15 protein-coding genes are annotated in these 18,546 nt (G+C 69.6%); 9 read left to right on the top strand and 6 right to left on the bottom strand.

The annotated features are described in order from the left end of the window. The first annotated feature begins 141 nt into the window (after positions 1-141). Positions 142-1,239, top strand: coding sequence for an amidohydrolase family protein (locus tag FHU39_RS12040; protein WP_183320598.1), 1,098 nt, complete (start codon positions 142-144; stop codon positions 1,237-1,239). Positions 1,240-1,241: 2 nt separating this feature from the next. Further along, a complete protein-coding gene (locus FHU39_RS12035; protein WP_183320597.1) occupies positions 1,242-2,411 on the top strand; it encodes a GNAT family N-acetyltransferase in 1,170 nt (389 codons plus the stop codon). An 11-nt stretch (positions 2,412-2,422) separates the two neighbouring features. On the opposite strand, the gene FHU39_RS12030 is transcribed toward FHU39_RS12035, so the two are convergent. After that, a complete protein-coding gene (locus tag FHU39_RS12030; protein ID WP_183320596.1) occupies positions 2,423-3,442 on the bottom strand; it encodes an agmatine deiminase family protein in 1,020 nt (339 codons plus the stop codon). Positions 3,443-3,477: 35 nt separating this feature from the next. On the opposite strand from FHU39_RS12030, the gene FHU39_RS12025 reads away from it, so the two are divergent. Continuing rightward, a complete protein-coding gene (locus FHU39_RS12025) occupies positions 3,478-4,623 on the top strand; it encodes a cation:proton antiporter (RefSeq protein ID WP_221185246.1) in 1,146 nt (381 codons plus the stop codon). Beyond that, positions 4,590-5,114 (top strand): cation:proton antiporter, encoded by a 525-nt coding sequence (locus tag FHU39_RS23830; RefSeq protein WP_221185245.1) that lies wholly within the window; start codon positions 4,590-4,592, stop codon positions 5,112-5,114. The genes FHU39_RS12025 and FHU39_RS23830 overlap by 34 nt, the downstream gene beginning before the upstream one ends. Before the next feature lie 147 nt (positions 5,115-5,261). On the opposite strand, the gene aceB is transcribed toward FHU39_RS23830, so the two are convergent. Both aceB and aceA read right to left on the bottom strand, forming a co-directional pair. After that, positions 5,262-6,953, bottom strand: coding sequence for a malate synthase A (gene aceB, locus FHU39_RS12020; RefSeq protein ID WP_183320595.1), 1,692 nt, complete (start codon positions 6,951-6,953; stop codon positions 5,262-5,264). A gap of 142 nt (positions 6,954-7,095) precedes the next feature. Beyond that, the gene (gene aceA / locus FHU39_RS12015) at positions 7,096-8,388 is read right to left on the bottom strand and encodes an isocitrate lyase (protein ID WP_183320594.1); all 1,293 of its coding nucleotides are present in this window, start codon (positions 8,386-8,388) and stop codon (positions 7,096-7,098) included. Between the two features lie 182 nt (positions 8,389-8,570). Between aceA and FHU39_RS12010 the strand changes: the two genes are divergently transcribed. Continuing rightward, positions 8,571-10,082, top strand: a complete 1,512-nt coding sequence (locus FHU39_RS12010) for a helix-turn-helix transcriptional regulator (RefSeq protein WP_183320593.1) — start codon at positions 8,571-8,573, stop codon at positions 10,080-10,082. A gap of 3 nt (positions 10,083-10,085) precedes the next feature. Here FHU39_RS12010 and FHU39_RS12005 read toward each other — a convergent pair whose 3' ends face one another. After that, on the bottom strand, positions 10,086-10,646 hold the full coding sequence (locus FHU39_RS12005; protein WP_183320592.1) for a SecDF P1 head subdomain-containing protein: 561 nt from the start codon (positions 10,644-10,646) through the stop codon (positions 10,086-10,088). A gap of 60 nt (positions 10,647-10,706) precedes the next feature. Beyond that, entirely contained in the window at positions 10,707-14,219 is a 3,513-nt protein-coding gene (locus FHU39_RS12000) for an ATP-binding cassette domain-containing protein (protein WP_183320591.1), read from the bottom strand. 170 nt (positions 14,220-14,389) lie between these two features. Between FHU39_RS12000 and FHU39_RS11995 the strand changes: the two genes are divergently transcribed. The 4 genes from FHU39_RS11995 (at position 14,390) to FHU39_RS11980 (ending at position 17,699) form a co-directional block, all read left to right on the top strand. After that, positions 14,390-15,724 (top strand): serpin family protein, encoded by a 1,335-nt coding sequence (locus FHU39_RS11995; protein WP_183320590.1) that lies wholly within the window; start codon positions 14,390-14,392, stop codon positions 15,722-15,724. Between the two features lie 279 nt (positions 15,725-16,003). Next, a complete protein-coding gene (rpsP, locus tag FHU39_RS11990; protein WP_183320589.1) occupies positions 16,004-16,498 on the top strand; it encodes a 30S ribosomal protein S16 in 495 nt (164 codons plus the stop codon). Positions 16,499-16,503: 5 nt separating this feature from the next. Next, positions 16,504-16,740 (top strand): RNA-binding protein, encoded by a 237-nt coding sequence (locus FHU39_RS11985; RefSeq protein ID WP_183320588.1) that lies wholly within the window; start codon positions 16,504-16,506, stop codon positions 16,738-16,740. A gap of 167 nt (positions 16,741-16,907) precedes the next feature. Beyond that, positions 16,908-17,699, top strand: coding sequence for a DeoR family transcriptional regulator (locus tag FHU39_RS11980; protein ID WP_183320587.1), 792 nt, complete (start codon positions 16,908-16,910; stop codon positions 17,697-17,699). Positions 17,700-17,709: 10 nt separating this feature from the next. On the opposite strand, the gene FHU39_RS11975 is transcribed toward FHU39_RS11980, so the two are convergent. Continuing rightward, complete coding sequence (locus FHU39_RS11975; protein WP_183320586.1) at positions 17,710-18,546, bottom strand: class II fructose-bisphosphate aldolase; 837 nt, start codon at positions 18,544-18,546, stop codon at positions 17,710-17,712.

Genomic DNA, 18,546 nt, shown 5'->3' with positions numbered 1-18,546 from the left:
CAGCTGGTTCGAAGCTACCTGGGCGGATCGGCCGGTACAAGCGTCGTGGCCCGCAGGTCGCGCGTGGCGTCGTCCCCCGGACGGAGCCGCAGCGGCTCGACGTGCGGCGGCTCGGCCGGGTTTGCCAGTAGGGTCGGTCGTATGGCGAGCGACCCACCTGTGCTGCACGTGACCGGGCGTGTCCTGGTCGGCCCCGACGACGTCCGTGATGAGCTGTGGGTGCTGGGCGGCCGGATCAGCTGGTCGTCGCCGACGAACGCCGACGACGTCGAAACCGTGCAGGGATTCGTGCTTCCCGGGCTGGTCGACGCCCACTGTCATGTCGGCCTCGAAGCCACGGGCGGCGTCGACAAGGAGACCACCGAGCAGCACGCCCTGCGTGAGCGTGAGGCGGGCGCGTTGCTGCTCCGCGACGCAGGCTCACCGGTCGACACCCACTGGATCGACGACCGGGAGGATCTCCCGCGGATCGTTCGCGCCGGCCGTCACATCGCGCGCACCAAGCGCTACCTGCGCAACTTCGCGCACGAGATCGAGCCGGAGGACCTGGTCGCCTACGTGCGCCAGGAGGCACGCCGCGGCGACGGGTGGGTGAAACTGGTCGGCGACTGGATCGACCGGGACCGCGGCGACCTGTCACCCTGCTGGCCGCGTGAGGCGCTGCAGGACGCGATCGACGCCGCGCACGAGGAGGGTGCCCGGGTCACGGCGCACTGCTTCGGCGAGGAGTCGCTGCTCGACTTCGCTGCTGCCGGGACCGACTGCATCGAGCACGCCTCCGGGCTGTTGCCGGACTCGATCGACCTCTTTGCCCAGCAAGGGATTTCGATCGTCCCGACGCTGGTCAACATCGAGAACTTCCCGAAGTTCGCCGAAGCAGGAGAGGCGAAGTTCCCGGCATACGGCGCGCACATGCGCGATCTCTACGACCGGCGCTTCGACACGATCGCCGCAGCACACGAAGCGGGTGTGCCGATCTGGGTCGGCACCGACGCGGGCGGCCAACTGCCGCACGGACTCGTCGCCTCCGAGGTCGCCGAGCTGACGCGGGCCGGGATGACCAATGTCGAGGCGCTCAACGCCGCCACCTGGGGCGCCCGCGACTGGCTCGGCAGGCCGGGCCTGGACGAGGGGGAGAGCGCCGACTTCGTGGTCTACGCCGCGGACCCGCGGGACGACGTCGGCGTCCTGAAGGATCCGCAGCGCATCGTCCTGCGTGGGCGTCAGGTGCGTTCCTGACCGTGGACCCGCGCCTTCACCCGCTGCAGTCGAGCGGCCGTCGCGTCTGGGTGCGCACCGTGCAACCCGGCGACGTCCCGGCCTACCGCGCGGCCGTCCGGCAGTCCGCGGAACGCGTCAGCGTCTGGAACCCCGTCAACCCCGACGACATCACCTGGCACCTGGAGCGGCAGAGCGAGGAACACCGCACCTTCCTGATCCACGCCGACGACCCCGAGGGCAGTCACGGCATCGTCGGAAAAGTCAACGTCACCAACGTGGTTCGCGGGCGATTCCAGAACGGCGTGCTGGGCTACGACTCCTACGACCCGTACGCCGGCAGGGGCCTGTTCGCCGAGGGGATGCGCCAGATCATCAACCTGGCTTTCACACCGGCGCCGCGGGGTATGGGTCTGCACCGGCTGGAGGCGAACGTTCGGCCGGGCAACGCGCCGTCGGCCGGGCTGCTGCGTTCCCTCGGTTTCCGGCGCGAGGGTTTCGTGCGCGACATGCTCTGGCTGCCGAGCGCGGACGGCGCGGCCTGGCGCGATCACATCGTCCACGCCGTGACCCGGGAGGAGTGGCCGTCCTCGGCATACGCACCGCATCGCAGTCCACGAATCGTGTTGCTGGTCAACGGCATCCCGGGATCAGGCAAATCGATGCTGGCTCCCCGGCTCGCGGCCGAGCTGGGTGTGCCCGTCTTCGCCAAGGACGTGATCAAGGAGACGATCTTCGACCATCTCGACCCCGACCTGCGGCACCGGCTGCAGGGCACCGGCGGCGCGGGTTCACCCCTGGGAGCCGGTGCCGGCGAGGTGCTGTGGCAGTTGCTGGCCACCTCCCCGGTCGGTGGTGTGGTCGAGAACATCTGGTGGTCCGGTGATCACCGGATGGCGATGGACGGCCTGCGCCGTGCCGGGTTCGACCCGGCCCGAGTGCCGCACGTCTGGTGCGACGTACCCATCGCCACCGCCCGTCGCCGGCACGAGGAGCGCGTCGCCGACGGGCAACGACACCCGGTGCACGGCGTCGACGAGGACACCCAACGAGACCTCGACTGGGAATGGATCGCGTGCAACGGCAGCGCATTCGACTTCGGGCTGCGCATCGACATCGACACCTCACACCCGGTCGACGCCCGCACCGTCACCCGCGCCGCACTGCGGGCACAGCAGGTGTTCGCGCGTTAACGAGGCGTTGGCTACGGGGCGGTCGGCTGCTGCTGGGTGATGCAGTGGATGCCGCCGCCGCGCGCGAACAGCGGTCGTGCGTCGACACTGACGACCTTGCGACCCGGGTAGGCGTCGCCGAGGATCGCCGCGGCCTCCTCGTCGTGCGCGTCGTCGAACGAGCACGCGATCACGCCACCGTTGACCACCAGGTGGTTGAGGTAGCTGTAGTCGACGGGACCCTCCTCGTCCTCGAGCGTGGCTGGGGCGGGCACCTTGCGGATGTCCCAGCTACGACCCGCAGCATCGGTGGTGCCCTCGAGCGCGCTCTCGATCTCTTGCATGACAGCGTGATCCGGGTGCGCCGGGTCGCGCTGGTCGTGCAGCAGCAGCACACCCGGCGACGGAATCGCCGCCACGATGTCGACGTGACCGCGGGTGCCGAAGCGTTGCGAGTCGCGGGTCAGCCCGCGCGGCAGCCACACCGCGTGCGTCGCTCCGAGGGTGCGGGCGAGCTCGGCCTCGATCTGCGCCTTGGTGGCGTCGGGGTTGCGGCCCGGGTCGAGCTGGACGGTCTCGGTCACCAGCACCGTGCCCTCGCCGTCGACGTGAAAACCGCCGCCCTCGTTGACGATCGACGATGCGATCCGTGGAACGTCCGCCTGCTGCAAGACGTATGACGCCACCTTCGCGTCGAGGTCCCAGGTGGCCCACTCCTGCGCGCCCCAGCCGTTGAAGGTCCAGTCGACGCCGGCCAGCCCGTCGTCGTCATACACGAAGGTCGGGCCGATGTCGCGCATCCACGCGTCGTCGAGCGGGGTCTGCACGATCTCGATGTCCGCGGACAGGTAGCGACGCGCGATCTCCAGCTCGCCCGGATCCACGACCATCGTGACCGGCTCGAACTCCAGCACCGCGTGGGCCACGGCGGCCCAGGTCGATCGGGCTTCGTCGGCCTCCGTCGCGGTGTCGCCGAGCGTGTAGCCCTGGGACGGGAAAGCCATCCAGATGTGGTCCTGAGGTGCCGTTTCGCTCGGCATACGCGCGCTCATGGCGACAACGGTCCCACATCTGGAACTGTTGAGCCATGAGCATCACCCTCATCGCCATCCTCGGGGTGCTGAGCATCGTTGTCGTGAGTGCGTTCTCGAAACGGCTCGGGGTCGCCGCACCGTTGGCACTCGTCGTGGTCGGCATCGTCATCAGCTACATCCCCGGCACCCCCGTGGTGCAACTCGACCCGGAGCTGATCCTCGCCGGGGTCCTGCCGCCGCTGCTGTATTCGTCGGCGGTCGAGATGCCGGGCCAGGACTTCCGTCGCAATCTGAAGGCGATCAGCGGCCTGGCCGTCGTGCTCGTCGTGATCACCACGGTGGGCGTCGGAGCACTCTTCCACACGATCATGACCGGGGTCTCCTGGCCCGCGGCCTTCGCACTCGGCGCGGTGATCAGCCCCACGGACGCCGTCGCGGCGACGTCGATCGGCCGACGGCTCGGGCTCCCGCCGCGGGTCGTGACGATGCTGGAGGGCGAGGGCCTGGTCAACGACGCGTCCTCGCTGGTGTTGCTGCGTTCGGCGGTCGCGGCCATCGCGAGCTCGGTGTCACTGTGGAGTGTGGCGGGCGACTTCATCAGGTCGGTCGTGATCGCGGTGGTGATCGGCGTCGTGGTGGGTGAGGTCATGGTGCGGGTGCGTCCGCTGCTGCGCGACCCGGTGCTGAGCACCGCGATGTCGTTCGCCGTACCCTTCATCGCCTTCCTGCCGGCCGAGGAGCTGCACGCTTCGGGCGTGCTCGCCACCGTGGTCACCGGGTTGGTGATCGGGCAGGAGGGACCGCGCCGGATCGCGGCCCGCGATCGGTGGGTCGAGTCGATGAACTGGCGCACGATCACCTTCCTGATGGAGAGCGCGATCTTCCTGCTCATGGGGATCGACCTGAAACCGTTGGCGGACGGCGTGCAGGCCGACGGTCACAGCGTCGGCCGCACGATCCTGCTCGGCATACTTGCCGCGCTGGCGGTCATCCTGCTGCGGCTGCTGTTCGTGGTGCCTCTCGTGGCGATGATCCGGCAGGACCAGCGCAACGCCGGCGGCGTGAGCGCGTCACCGAACGGGTCGAAAGGCTCGCGGCCGACCTGGATTTCAAGCTCAACGAGGCGATCGGCTGGCGTAGTGCCGTGGTGCTGGGCTGGGCGGGGATGCGCGGATCGATCACCGTCGCCGCTGCGCTGACCCTGCCGTTCGACACTCCGCGCCGATCCGAGTTGGTGCTGATCGCCTACCTGGTCGCGGCGATCACGTTGCTCGGCCAGGGGCTGACCCTGCCTGCCGTCATACGAGCGGCCAAGGTGAGTGCGAGCAGCGCGGACCGGGTCGGTCGGGAGCAGCGCGATCTGATCGAGGACCTGTACGAGGCGGGTCTGGAGAAGCTCGACGAGCTGGCCGCCACCGTGCAGGACGACGGACAGGAGGCGACGTTGGCGAGGGTGCGCGACGACCTGGTGAGCGAGCGCGACTCGCTCGACCGGCGAGCCGATCTGGACGCACGCTCCGAGGTCGAGGACTACTGCCGCATCCGGCTGGAGGTCGTCGCCGCACAACGGGACGCGTTGGACGGCTTCGAGCGGCGCGGCAGGTTCAGCTCACAGAGCATCAGGGCGGCCCTGGGCATGCTCGACCGCGACGAGATGCGGCTGTCCTCCGTCGAGCGCGAGAAGAGCTGACGCGAGTGCTCGTCGCCGAGAGGCCCACAAACACACCGAGAGGCCCACAAACACATCGAAAGGCTCAGCAATCCCGGCCAGATACGGTCGAAAAGGACTGTATTACTGGGCCTTTCGGGATTTGGTGAGCCTGTCGGTGGTTGGGGGTCAGGCGGCGGGGGAGGCGTGCGCCGTGCCGGCGCCGACGTTCTCGGACTGACGCAGGTCGTCCGGGCCCGCCGGCGTCATCCGCAGCGCCTGCTCCGTGAGGTACCGGACGTAGGCGTAGTTGGTGAAGAAGCCGGGCAGGTAGTCGCTCAGCGCCCCGAAGGTGAGCACCTCGCGGGCCGCCTCGAAGCGTGCCGTCGTGTCGGCGTCCTGACCACGGGTCAGCGTCGCCAGCTCCTCGTCGATGACCCGGTCGAGCAGCTCCCGCGTGACGTGCGGACCCTCGGCCAGCTGCGACTCGTGGTGCAGCCACTGCCACAGCTGCGCCCGGGAGATCTCCACGGTGGCAGCGTCCTCCATCAGGTTGTCGATCGTGATGGCACCCGTGCCGCCGACCCACGACGCCAGGTAGCGCAAGGAGACCGACACGCTGCGCCGGACGCCGTTCAGGCTGATCGTCTGCTGGATGCCGTCGAGTGAGATGAGGTCTCGTGCCGAGACCGCCGCCGGCTTGCGCAGTGAGCGCTGGTCGGTCCGGTCGCCGAGAACGTTCCGGTATGCCGTCAGGCAGGTCTCGACCACGGCCGGATGCGCGACCCACGAGCCGTCGAAACCCTCGGTGGCCTCCCGCTGCTTCTCGGCGGTGACCTTGGCCAGCGCCCGATGTCGTGCCGCTTCGTCGTGACTGGTCGGGTTGACCGCGGCCGGACCGCTGAGCGCGTAGGCCCAGCGCTTGTGGGAGGTCGCGATCAGCAACTGCGTGAACGACCGCAGGAACGGCGTGGTCATCGTGATCTGCTCACGGTCGGGCAGCACGAACTCGTCTCCGCGGTGCGCGAGCGTGCGCACGTAGCTGAACACGTAGTCCCAGCGGCCTTCTGCCAATCCGCTGCAGTGCGAACGCAGTTCGTAGAGGATCTCGTCCATCTCGAATGCCGCCGGCAACGTCTCGATCAACACCGTGGCGCGGATGGTGCCCTGCGGTATGCCGAGCGTGCGCTGGGCCAGCACGAAGACGTCGTTCCAGAGCCGGGCCTCGAGGTGGGACTCGATCTTGGGCAGGTAGAAGTACGGGCCGGCGCCGTTGTCGATCAGCTGCTTGGCGTTGTGGAAGAAGTAGAGACCGAAGTCGAACAGCGACGCCGAGATCGGTCGCCCGTCGATGGTGATGTGCTTCTCGCACAGGTGCCATCCGCGCGGCCGCATGATGATCGTGGGACCGTCACCGCTGGTGGTCAGCGCGGTCCCGTCGGACGACTCGTAGTCGAGGTCGCCACGGATCGCGTCATACAGGGTGAGCTGACCGTCGATGATGTTCTGCCAGGACGGCGCGACGCTGTCCTCCAGGTCTGCCAACCACGTGGACGCACCCGAATTCATCGCGTGCGCAGCGGTGTTGGGGCTTGCCGGGGCGACCAGCTCGCATCGACGGTCGGCAAGGCCTGGTGCGGGAGCGGCGACCTTCCAGCTGGGGTCGGCGCGGATCGAGGCGGTCTCCCGCAGGTAGTCAAGGTTCGCGCCCGCGTCGATCTCCTTCGCGCGCCGTCGTCGCTCCGCGAGCAGGTCGGCGCGGCGCCCGGCGAAGGCGCCGTCGAGTGCGGCTACGAAGGCAAGGGCTTCCGGGGTCACAATCTGGTCGAAGCGTGGGTGCATCGTGCCGCGCACCACGGGTGTTCCGTGGTCGTCACACATGACAGTTGTCCTTTCCGGTGTGCGAGGTGCCTTCGGAGCTTCGTGGGGATGAAATCACCCGGGTCTGCGCGGCCGGAGCCAGTTGACCGCGCAGACCCGGGTAGTCGGGGTGGTCGGCGTCAGCCGACCGGGGTGGGACAGATCAGAACTGAGCTGCCTCGGTGGAGCCCTTCAGCGCGGTCGTCGCGCTGTCCGGGTTCAGAGCCGTCGAGACCAGGTCGAAGTAGCCGGTACCGACCTCGCGCTGGTGCTTGGTCGCGGTGTAACCCTGTGCCTCGCTGGCGAACTCGCGCTCCTGGACCTCGACGTAGGCCTTCATCTGCTCCTTGGCGTAGCCCTGGGCGAGGTCGAACATCGAGTGGTTGAGCGTGTGGAAGCCGGCCAGGGTGATGAACTGGAACTTGTAGCCCATCGCGCCGAGCTCACGCTGGAACTTCGCGATCGTCTCGTCGTCCAGGTGCTTCTTCCAGTTGAACGACGGGCTGCAGTTGTAGGCCAGCATCTGGTCGGGGTACTCGGCCTTGACGGCCTCGGCGAACTGCTTGGCCAGCTCGAGGTCCGGGGTGCCGGTCTCCATCCAGATAAGGTCGGCGTAGTCGGCATACGCCTTGGCGCGGGCGATGCACGGCTCGATGCCGTTGCGGACCTTGTAGAAGCCCTCGGAGGTGCGCTCGCCGGTCAGGAACTCGCGGTCGCGCTCGTCGACGTCGGTCGTCAGCAGCGTGGCGGCCTCCGCGTCGGTGCGGGCGATGATGACCGAGGGGACCCCGGAGACGTCGGCCGCGAGGCGGGCCGCGTTGAGGGTACGCACGTGCTGCTGGGTCGGGATGAGCACCTTGCCGCCGAGGTGGCCGCACTTCTTCTCCGACGCGAGCTGGTCCTCCCAGTGCACGCCGGCCGCGCCGGAGGCGATCATGCTCTTCATCAGCTCGAACGCGTTGAGCGGACCGCCGAAACCGGCCTCCGCGTCGGCGACGATGGGGACCAGCCACTCGTCGACGGTCTTGATGCCCTCGGCGAACTCGATCTGGTCGGCGCGCAGCAACGCGTTGTTGATGCGGCGGACGACCGACGGGACCGAGTTGGCCGGGTACAGCGACTGGTCCGGGTAGGTCTGTCCGGCGAGGTTGGCGTCACCGGCGACCTGCCAGCCGGACAGGTAGACGGCCTTGAGCCCGGCCTTCACCTGCTGGACCGCCTGGTTGCCGGTCAGCGCGCCGAGGGCGTTGATGTAGTCCTCGGTGTGCAGCTTGTCCCAGAGCTGCTCGGCGCCGCGACGGGCGAGGGTGTGCTCCTCCTGGACCGAGCCGCGCAGCCGGACGACGTCACCAGCGGTGTAGTCGCGCTTGACGCCGGCCCAGCGGGGGTTGCTGTGCCACTCGTTCTGCAGGGAGGTCTCCTGCTCGGTGGTGCTGGGCTGCTGCTGGGTGCTCATGACTGCATCGGTCCTTTCGCGACGTGCGGTGCGTTCGATGCAGACAACTCTGGAGTAACCAGAGTGCGAAACAACAGCAAGTTCTTGATAAAGAATCGCGATTTTTACGATATTGTGCCCGCATGGCACGAGTTTCACAGCGACCCGCATCGGCAAGGCGTGTCAAAAGCACGCCGAATGTGATGCGAGACACACGCGAGAGCGACCCGGGCAGGCTGACCAGCCCCGGCACGAAGGAGGCCGTCAAGGAGTCGGGCAGCACGCCCGACGCGCTGACGGTCGGGCGCCGCGTGCGGCACGTCCGTCAGGAGGCCGGCCGCACCCTCGGGGACGTCGCCACCGCCATCGGTATGTCGACCTCGGCGCTCTCCCTGATCGAGAACGGCAAGCGCGAGCCGCGCCTGTCGGTCATCTCGGCGCTCGCGCAGGAGCTGGACACGCCGCTGACCGAGCTGCTGTCCACCGCGCCGCCGAGCCGTCGCGCGGCGCTGGAGATCCGGCTGGAACGCGCCCAGCGGCTGCCGTCGTACGAGGGCCTGGGCCTGCCACGGGTGAAGGTGAGCCCGCGCCTGCCCACCGAAGCGCTGGAGGCGCTCGTCGGGATGCACGAGGCGATGGCCGCGGCCCGGGCCGACAGCGCGGCCACGCCCGAGCACGCCCGACGTGCCAACGCCCAACTGCGTGAACGCATGCGGGCGGCGAACAACTACTTCGGCGACATCGAGGCCGAGGCGGGCAAGCTGCTCGGCTCGATCAACCATCCGGGCGGTCCCATCAGCCGGGCGGCGGTGGACCGCATCGCCGCCCAGCTCGGTTTCAAGCTGGTGCACACCTCCGACCTGCCCGGCTCCACGCGCACGGTCACCGACCTGCAGAACAGGCGCATCTACCTGCCGCAACCCGAAGCGGGACAACATGATTCGCGTTCGCTGGCACTGCACGCGATCGGTCACATGGTCCTCGGGCACCAACCGCCCGCGGACTACGCGGAGTTCCTGTCCCAGCGGGTCGAGATCAACTACTTCGCCGCGGCGCTGCTGATGCCCGAGGGTGAGACGGTCGACTTCCTGCGCCGGGCCAAGGCCGAGAAGGACATCGCCATCGAGGACCTGCGTGACGCCTACGCCGTGTCCTACGAGACGGCCGCACACCGGTTCACCAACCTGGCGACCCACCACCTCGACATTCCCGTCCACTTCATGCGGATCAGCCAGGACGGCGTGGTCTACAAGGCCTACGAGAACGACGGCGTGCAGTTCCCGACCGACCCCACCGGTGCGATCGAGGGGCAGCGGGTGTGCCGGTCCTGGACCGCCCGCCGCGTCTTCGAGCAACCCGACCTGTCGCAGGCCTATCAGGCCTACACCGACACACGGTCGGGCACCTACTGGTGCACCGCCGTCGTCGACCGCACCCGCGACGGACTCTTCGCGGTCAACGTCGGGGTGCCCTACCACCACGTGAAGTGGATGCGTGGCCGCGAGACGACCGAGCGCGCGGTCTCCCGGTGCCCGGACCCGAGCTGCTGCAACCAGCCGCCGCCCGGGCTCGCGGAGCGCTGGTCGGGGCACGCCTGGCCGTCGGCGCGGGTGCACTCCCACCTGCTCGCCGCGATGCCGCCCGGCGTCTTCCCCGGCGTCGACGACACCGAGGTCTACCGGTTCCTGGAGCGGCACGCACCCGCCGACGTGTGACGGTCAGGCGCCGAGGTCGTGCACCAGCCGCTGGGCGCTCGATTTCGTGAAACCGCCGGTGATCTGCACCGAACCGGTGCTGATCCGCGACATGACGACGGGCGCCGTGAGCAGTCGCCCGCCCGGAGCGGTGCCGAGCACCAGGGCCAGCTTGTTGCGAGGCGGCTGGTTTGCGCTGAGCTTCTTGGTGAGCGTGCCGAAGCGGGCCCGATCCGCCGGCCGCAGCACGATCTGCACAGCCCAGGTGCCGCCCTCGATCCGAGCGGCTCGCGCCGATCGCAGCTGCGTGACGGTCAGCGCCGGTGCAGCCAGCCGCAGGCAGCTGTCGCTGTGCCCGTCACGGATGTATGACGCCTTCCCGGCCGGGCACGTCCCCTGTGACTCCCGGACGACCGGATAGAACCGCAGCGGTTCGGCCGGGGTCACCGGGGGATCGGACGAAGCGGCAGTGCCCGAACTGTCCGGGGACCCGGCTGATCCACTGCCCGAGTTGCACGCCGCTGCGCCCGCCACCAGGGCGGCGGACGCCAGCAACGCACCCACCTGTCGTGTGATTCTCCCCATCGGCCGAGCATCGCCGGGCGCCCGTGCGGAGTCAACGACCGCCACGGTATGCCGTGCGCGTCACCCGGCCAGGTGGTCCCACTCGTCGGCGAGTTCGGTCCACGGCCCGACCGCGGTGACGACACCGTCGACCAGCACCACCACCCGGTCGGCCTGGGCCAGTGCGGCACGCTTGGACGTCGCCCCGACCACGGTGCTGTGCCGGTCGCGCAGGGCGGCCCACAGCTCGACCTCGGTCGTCGCGTCGAGCGCACTGGACACGTCGTCGGCGAGCAGCAACTCGCTGTCGGTCGCCAGGGCACGCGCGAGCGCCAGCCGCTGGACCTGACCCCCGGACAGCCGCACTCCGCGGTGACCGATGATCGAGTCGGCGCCGCCGGCGGCCTCGACGTCCGGGGCCAGCCGCGCGGTCGCCACCGGCTCGTCGAACGGCCGGTCGAAGCCGAGCTGGACGTTGTCGGCGAACGTGCCGGACAGCACCCGCGGCACCTGCGCGACGTGCGCCACCTGAGCCGGACGCAGGAACGCCTGACCGTCGGTGACCTGCTCGCCGTTCCAGGTGAGGGAGCCACTGTGCGAGATCAGCCCCGCGAGCGACCCGAGCAGGCTGGACTTGCCCGAGCCGATCTGACCCAGCAGCAGCACGAACTCGCCACGGCGCACCGTCAGGTCGACGTTGCTGACGCCGATCGTGCCGTCGTCGTGGATCGCCGAGAAGCCGCGGATCGACAGCTCCTGCAACGGTTTCCGCGGGACGACCGGTGGTGCGGGCGCCGTGCCCGCCACGAGATCGATCCCGTCCGGGATGCTGACCAGGTCGACGCCGCCGGCGAACCGGCTGGTGGCCTTCTGCCACGCGCGCGCACCCGGCGCCTCGGTCACGACGGACCCGGCCACCCGGCCGAACCAGTCGAACCCGCTGACGGCGTTCGACACCAGGATCGCCGTCGCCAGCCCCCACACCTCCTCCAGGTAGCACGCCCACGCGACGACGACGCCCACCTGCACCAGCACGATCGGCACTCCGTCGAGGAGGGCGCGCACCCGGTGCTCGGACACGGCGGCCTCGACGCGGCCGGCGTCGACCCGCTGCAGGTGCCGGTGGATCTCCGGCGTGCGTGCCGCAAGCTTCACCGTGCGTGCCGAGTCCAGCGCCGAGACCAGCGCCCGGCCGAAGTTGGCACGCGACTTGGACGCCTTGGCGGCGGACCGGCCGGCGATCGGCCGCCCGCCGGCCGAGGCCACGGCCGCACCGACCATCACGCCGAGCAGCACGAGACCGGCCAGCACGGTGCCACCGATGATCGCGGTGACGACCGCGATCAGCAGTCCGTTGATGAAGTCGACCCAGCGGTCGGCGTATTGCGCGTAGCGGTCGGAGTCGAGCGCCCGGCCCATCACCTCGCCGGGCGGTGTCTTGACCATCCGGTGGCCCCGGGTCTGGCCCAGCAGCACCTGCATGCGGGTGCGCAGCAGCACCTCGACCCACCACCGCGGATAGCGCCGGATCGCCTCGGACAGCATCACCGGGCCGGAGATCAGACAGATCACCAGCAGCACGGCCAGGGTCGAGGGCGTGCTGCCGTCCTTGAGGTTCTCGACGGCGTTGCCCCAGACCAGCCCGGTGACGGCACCGAGCGAGCCGAGCAGCGCGGACCCGAAGAACATGCCGATCGCCATCAGACCCCACCGCGGGGTGATGACCAGCGCGTGCGCGATGCCACGCGTCAGCGACGGGCCGTGCCCGAGATCCAGCAGCTCCGGGGGAGTGCCCGCCCGGCGGCGACCGCCGACCTGGACGCCGGCCGCTTCGGCAGGTGCCTCCTCGTCGGCGGTGGAGGACGCCTCGAGCAGCGACCGGAACGGTCCCGTAGTCCGCGCGAGCTGCTCGCGCGGGCCGGCCTGCACCAGCCGGCCGTGGTCGAGGACCGCGACCTGCTCGGCGCGCGCGATCGTGCTCAGCCGGTGCGCGACGAGCACACCGGTGCGCCCGGCGAGCAGGTGCTCGGCCGCGGACACCACGCGCCGCTCGGTGAGCGGATCCATCCGGGCGGTGGCCTCGTCGAGCACCACCACCCGCACATCACGCACCAGCAACCGGGCGAACGCGACCAGTTGCTCCTCACCGGCGGACAGCGACGTGCCGCTCGGGCCGAGCACGGTGTCGAGACCGTCCGGGAGGCTGTCGACCCAGTCGGTCAGGCCGAGGCGCTCGACGGCGCCCTCGATCGTCGCGCGCGGCAGATCGGCGAACAACGCGATGTTCTCCGCGAGCGTGCCGACCAGCAGCTCGGTGCGCTGGGTGACGACGCCGACCGCGGACCGCAGTTGCTCCAGGTCGAGCGTGGTGACGTCGACGCCGCCCAGGTAGACCATCCCGGTGGGCGGCTCCACGGCACGTGACAGCAACGACGCGAGCGTCGACTTGCCCGACCCGGTGCGTCCGACGAGCGCCACGGTGTGCCCGGCAGGGACGTGCAGGTCGATGTCCTGCAGTGCGAACGTTCCCTCGTCGTAACTGAACCGCAGGCCGTCCAGTCGTATGTCGAGGGGCGCGTCCGGCAGTGCCGCACCGCCGGTGGGCTCCGGCTCGACCGAGAGCATCTGGCGCAACCGGATCACCGCACCGATGCCGGTCTGCAGGTCGGGCAGGTGACGGGCGGTCATGTCGATCTGGCCGACGAACGTCGTCGTGACCAGGAAGAGTGTGACGACGGCCGCCACCGACATGCCACCGCTGGACACCAGCCCGACGCCGACGACACCGACACCGGCCAGCAGTGCGTGCAACAGCACGCTGGCGCGCAGGGTGAGCAGCCACTCGAGGTGGAGCACCTGGCGGAACCGCTCGTGGATGGTCGCGGACAGCCGGGCGAGCCGGGCGACCGCGAAGGACTGGCCGAGGCTGGTGCGCAGGTCGTCGGCTCCGGCGATGCCCTCCTCCAGGGCCGCCGCGTGGTCGGTCCAGGCGATCTCCTCGGCGACCTTGCGCTGGGCGAGCTCGTGCAGGCGGGGCTTGATCACGAAGAACGTCACGGAGGCGATCACCGGGAACAGCAACCAGGCCGGCCACCAGGTCACACCGGCGATGATCCACATCGGGACCAGTGCGACCAGGGTCTGCAGCAGGCGCCACACCTGCTGGCGCATCAGGGTGCCGACCTCGTGCGTGTCGTCGTCGACGCGGTCCAGGATCTCGCCGACCGCTTGCTCCGACAACTGCGAAAGCGGTTGGTGCAGTGCGGCGTTGAGCAGATCACCGCGCAGCGCACCCTCGGCGCGGTCGATGATCGACGCCCAGCAGAAGCGGCCGACGGTGTCCAGCAGAGCGCCGCCCACCACGCACAGCGTCAGCAGCCACACCAGCTCGGAGGTGGGACTCGCGGCGAGGCGGCCCGCGACGACGGTCCCGAGGGTCTGTCCGATGGTGCCGACGACCAGGATGGCCAGCGTCGCAACGGTGGACGCTCCGGCCAGCCGACGCAGGTTCAGCTGGCGGCGGTGATCGGGGGACGGTGTGCCGGATCGCCCGGCGACGGTGTCGCCGGAGGCACGGGTGGCGGTGGAGGTCATGGCGCGTCCACGCTACGCGGAAGCACGGACAGTTGCATTTTCATTTTCCGGTCCGCGCAGCCCGATCGTTACCAATCGGTAACCGGTCCCGGTCGGGTGCCTCGCAACCTGCCCCCGGGGCTTCGCGTCCTTCAGAGTAGAACGGCCGACACGTCCACGAAGGGGTAACCATGAACCGTCGACAGGCTCTGCAATCGCTCGCTCTGGTGTCGTTGGGGACGGCACTTGCCGGATGCAACTCCAGCTCCACGGCCGGCCCCGGGCCGAGCTCGCAGACCGGTGAGCCGTCGGGCGATTCACCCGCGACCGTGACACCGAAGGCCGGTGGTGTGCTCGCCGTGCAGGCCGCCCGTATGACGCCGGGGCCGAACGCCCGCGCCGGCACGGACCTCACGTCATTCGGGGTGAAGGTGCTGCTCAAGGATGCGCAGATCGGCCCGACGGCCAACGGTTCGATCAGCCCGTACTCGATCTACACGGCGCTCGCGATGACCGATGCGGGCGCTGTCGGCAAGACCGAGACGCAGCTGGCCGACATACTCGGCGGGGATCAACAGCAGCAGGCCGGCAACATCACCGCCGTCGATGCGGCCGTCGCCAAGGCGATCACGGCCAGCAAGCAGGGCCGGGGCAAGCCGACGGTGGTCCAGGCGGCCAACTCCCTCTGGCCGGACCGGCAACTGCCGGTGCGGCACGACTACCTCGAGCAGTTGGCGACCGGGTATGACGCGCAGATGCACGTCGTCGACTTCCAGGGCGACCCCGACGGGGCGACGAAGCAGATCAACAAGTGGGTGAGCGACCGCACGAACAACCTGATCCCGAACCTGCTCGGTCCGGGCTCGGTGACCCGGCAGACCCGTCTGGAGCTGGTCAACGCCCTCTACCTGAAGGCGGCGTGGGCCAAGGACTTCAAGACACCCGGCGACCCGGCGCCGTTCACGACGGCGGCGGGCGACCAGGTCCTGGTCCCCTACATGGAGGTCGAGTCGAGTATGACGACGGCCGACGGCCCGAACTGGAAGAGCGTGACGATCCCGTATGTCGGCGGCGGCCTGGCGATGACCCTCGTCCTGCCGGCGAAGGGGGCGTTCGGCGCGGTGCGTTCCTCGCTGTCGTCGATCCTGCTGCGGGCGACCCGGGGCAGCGGGTCGGGATCGGTCTCGCTGTCGATGCCGCCGTTCTCGATCGACACCCGCAGCAAGCTGGCCCCGGCGCTGCAGGCGCTCGGGGTGACCCAACTGTTCAGCCCGGCCTGCGACCTGTCGCGCATCGCCGGGAAGCCGGGCGAGCTGCTGGTCGACTCGGTCACGCACCAGTCGGTCGTGAAGGTCGACCAGCACGGGACGGAGGCCGCTGCGGCCACGGCGGTCGGCGTGCAGGCAGGCGCGGTGCCGCAGCAGATGCCGCAGCGGATCGTGGTGGACCGGGCGTTCTTCTTCGTCATACACGACACGACCACCGGTGCACCGCTGTTCCTGGGGCAGATCGCCGACCCGTCGTAGTCACACCTCGAGATTGACCGGCATACCCCCGCATTGAGCGGCATACGGATTCCAGAGAAATCGGTGTGCCGCTCAATGGATCGGTATGCCGCTCGATCGGTGGTTGTCGTCGCGATTGGGACCTGGGGGCGCGCTCTGGCAGAATGACGGGCGTACCCGTGCGCTCGTGAGGCCCTCTCACCTCGTGTGTCGCACGCCTACCCCCGAGCAACGGCCCCCCGGTGTGTCCCCACCCCGGTCTCGCCGCTGCTCATTGACATGTTGAAGGAGACCACGAACGTGGCCGTCAAGATTCGTTTGAAGCGCCTGGGCGCCATCCGCAACGCTCAGTACCGCATCGTCGTCATGGACTCGCGCACCAAGCGCGATGGCCGGGCGATCGAGGAGATCGGGCTCTACCACCCGAAGGAGGAGCCGAGCCTGATCAAGCTCGACTCCGAGCGGGCGCAGTACTGGCTGGGCGTTGGTGCCCAGCCGACCGAGCAGGTCGCCGCGATCCTCAAGGTGACCGGTGACTGGCAGAAGTTCAAGGGCGAGCCGGGCGCCGAGGGCACCCTCAAGGTCGCCGAGCCGAAGCCGGACAAGAAGGCCCTCTACGAGGCAGCCCTGGCCGCCGCGCAGAACGCCTCCGACGACGCGGGCAAGGGGTCGGCGACGACCGCTCGCAAGAAGGCCGAGCCGAAGGCCGACGAGGCCAAGGCGGCGGAGACCGAGTCGGCGCAGGCCGATGAGGCACCCGCCGAGGCTGCTGCGGACACCGCCTCCGAGGGCTGAGCCCCGTGCTGGAGGAAGCACTCGAGCACCTGGTCAAGGGCATCGTCGACCACGACGAGGACGTGACCGTGCGACGTGCGAGCGGCCGCCGCGGCGAGCTGCTGGAGGTTCGTGTGCACCCGGACGATCTCGGTCGGGTCATCGGACGCTCCGGACGCACCGCCTCGGCGCTGCGTGAGGTCGTCAAGGCGCTGGCCGGCGGGAAGAACGTGCGGGTCGACATCGTCGACACCGACCGGTAGTTCCACCGGAAGGTAATCGAAGGGGTATGGCGGGAGCGTTGCTCGCGCCGTACCCCTTCGGCATGCCCGCGCCGGGCTCCCGGCTCACTGCGTGGAGTTGACTCGACAACTGCAGGGTTTTGACGCAAACTTCGGTCTAGGGATCACTAAGCGTCAAGGAGCGGGCTGTGCGCAAACATGAGCGGTTCAACGCGATCCTGGAGCGCATCGCCGCCGACGGCAGTATCGACGTCGACCAACTCGTCTCCGACTTCGGCGTCTCGCCCGCGACGGCCCGACGGGACCTGGACGAACTGGCCGACCAGCAACTGGTCTCCCGCACCCGCGGCGGTGCCGTGGCGGGTTCGGTCAGCTACGACCTGCCGCTGCGCTACAAGAACGCCCGCCAGTCGGACCAGAAGCGCCGGATCGCCGACCGGGCGGCACGGCTGATCGAGCCGCAGACGGTCGTCGGTTTCAACGGCGGCACCACCACGACGGAGGTCGCCCGCAGCCTGTCGTCCCGGGCCGACCTGGCGGAGGGGGAGACCGGCGCGCTCGCGTCGCTGACGGTCGTGACGAACGCCCTGAACATCGCCAGTGACCTCGCCGTCCGGCCCCCGCTGAAGGTGGTCGTGATCGGCGGCGTCATACGGCCCCAATCCTTCGAGTTGGTCGGCCATTTCGCGCGTCCGGTGCTCGAGGCGATGACGATCGATCTGCTCTTCATCGGGGTCGACGCGATGTCTGCGCAGATCGGCGCCGCCACCCGGCACGACGACGAGGGCGAGATCAACCGGGAGATGGCGAACCGCTCACAACGGGTGGTCGTCGTCGCGGACGCCACCAAGCTCGGCAAGCGGGCGTTCTGCACGATCTGCCCGCCGGAGAACATCGACATGCTGATCACCGACGACAGCGCGGACCCCGCGGCGGTGCGCGATTTCGAGGCGGCCGGCATCGAGGTCGTCCTCGCGTAGACCGGCGGGCTCAGCCGAGTCGCAGCAGCCGCTCGACCTCGGCGGAGATCGCGTCACGCCCGGCCGTGAGATAGGGGCGCGGGTCGACCTTCTCGGTCCCGGCCAGCACCTCACGGACCGCCCCCGTGAAGGCGACATTGAGGGCCGTGCCGACGTTGATCTTGGTCATCCCCGCCGAGACGGCGGCGAGCAACTGCCCGTCCGGGACGCCCGACGAACCGTGCAGCACCAGCGGCACCCCCGCCGCGGCGCGCAACTCGCCGATCAGCTCGTGGTCGAGGACGGCGGTCCGGTCGGTCATCGCGTGGCTGCTGCCGACGGCGACCGCGAGCGCGTCGACGCCGGTGGCTGCGACGTAGCGGGCGGCCTCGCCGGGGTCGGTGCGCACCCCCGCGGCGTGCGCGCTCGCCGGGGCGTCGGGTTTGCCGCCGACATAACCCAGCTCGGCCTCGACGTAGAGACCCAGGTCGTGTGCACGCCGGGTCACCTCGGCGGTGGCCGTGACGTTGTCGGTGTAGGGGAGCGCCCCCGCGTCGAACATCACCGAGCTCGCGCCGAGCTCCGCGGCGCGCAGGGCCAGGTCGGGGTCGGTGACGTGATCGAGGTGGACCGCCAGCGGTATGTCGGCCGTCGCCGCGACGGCGACCGTGGCGGCGAGGATCGCCTCCGGTCCGTGGTGGAACCTGATCGTGTTGTGGCTGACCTGCAGGATGCACGGCGTGCCGGCGGCGGCAGCGCCGGCGGCGATGGCTTCGGCGTGCTCGAGCGTCACGACATTGAACGCAAAGACGGCTGTGCCCGAATCCTGCGCTTTCGCAACAAGATCGACGGTGTTGACGCTACTCAT

The organism is Flexivirga oryzae (genome assembly GCF_014190805.1).
Lineage (GTDB): Bacteria > Actinomycetota > Actinomycetes > Actinomycetales > Dermatophilaceae > Flexivirga > Flexivirga oryzae.
The sequence above is the reverse complement of the archived record's forward strand: the minus strand, read 5'-3'. Positions and strand labels throughout refer to the sequence as shown.

What these genes read in the sequence shown, in the direction of transcription:
- FHU39_RS12040 (WP_183320598.1), top strand. Translation starts at nt 142, where the DNA reads ATGGCGAGCGACCCACCTGTGCTGCACGTGACCGGGCGTGTCCTGGTC.
- FHU39_RS12030 (WP_183320596.1), bottom strand. Translation starts at nt 3,442, where the DNA reads ATGAGCGCGCGTATGCCGAGCGAAACGGCACCTCAGGACCACATCTGG.
- FHU39_RS12025 (WP_221185246.1), top strand. Translation starts at nt 3,478, where the DNA reads ATGAGCATCACCCTCATCGCCATCCTCGGGGTGCTGAGCATCGTTGTC.
- FHU39_RS23830 (WP_221185245.1), top strand. Translation starts at nt 4,590, where the DNA reads ATGCGCGGATCGATCACCGTCGCCGCTGCGCTGACCCTGCCGTTCGAC.
- aceB (WP_183320595.1), bottom strand. Translation starts at nt 6,953, where the DNA reads ATGTGTGACGACCACGGAACACCCGTGGTGCGCGGCACGATGCACCCA.
- aceA (WP_183320594.1), bottom strand. Translation starts at nt 8,388, where the DNA reads ATGAGCACCCAGCAGCAGCCCAGCACCACCGAGCAGGAGACCTCCCTG.
- FHU39_RS12010 (WP_183320593.1), top strand. Translation starts at nt 8,571, where the DNA reads ATGCGAGACACACGCGAGAGCGACCCGGGCAGGCTGACCAGCCCCGGC.
- FHU39_RS12005 (WP_183320592.1), bottom strand. Translation starts at nt 10,646, where the DNA reads ATGGGGAGAATCACACGACAGGTGGGTGCGTTGCTGGCGTCCGCCGCC.
- FHU39_RS12000 (WP_183320591.1), bottom strand. Translation starts at nt 14,219, where the DNA reads ATGACCTCCACCGCCACCCGTGCCTCCGGCGACACCGTCGCCGGGCGA.
- FHU39_RS11995 (WP_183320590.1), top strand. Translation starts at nt 14,390, where the DNA reads ATGAACCGTCGACAGGCTCTGCAATCGCTCGCTCTGGTGTCGTTGGGG.
- FHU39_RS11975 (WP_183320586.1), bottom strand. Translation starts at nt 18,546, where the DNA reads ATGAGTAGCGTCAACACCGTCGATCTTGTTGCGAAAGCGCAGGATTCG.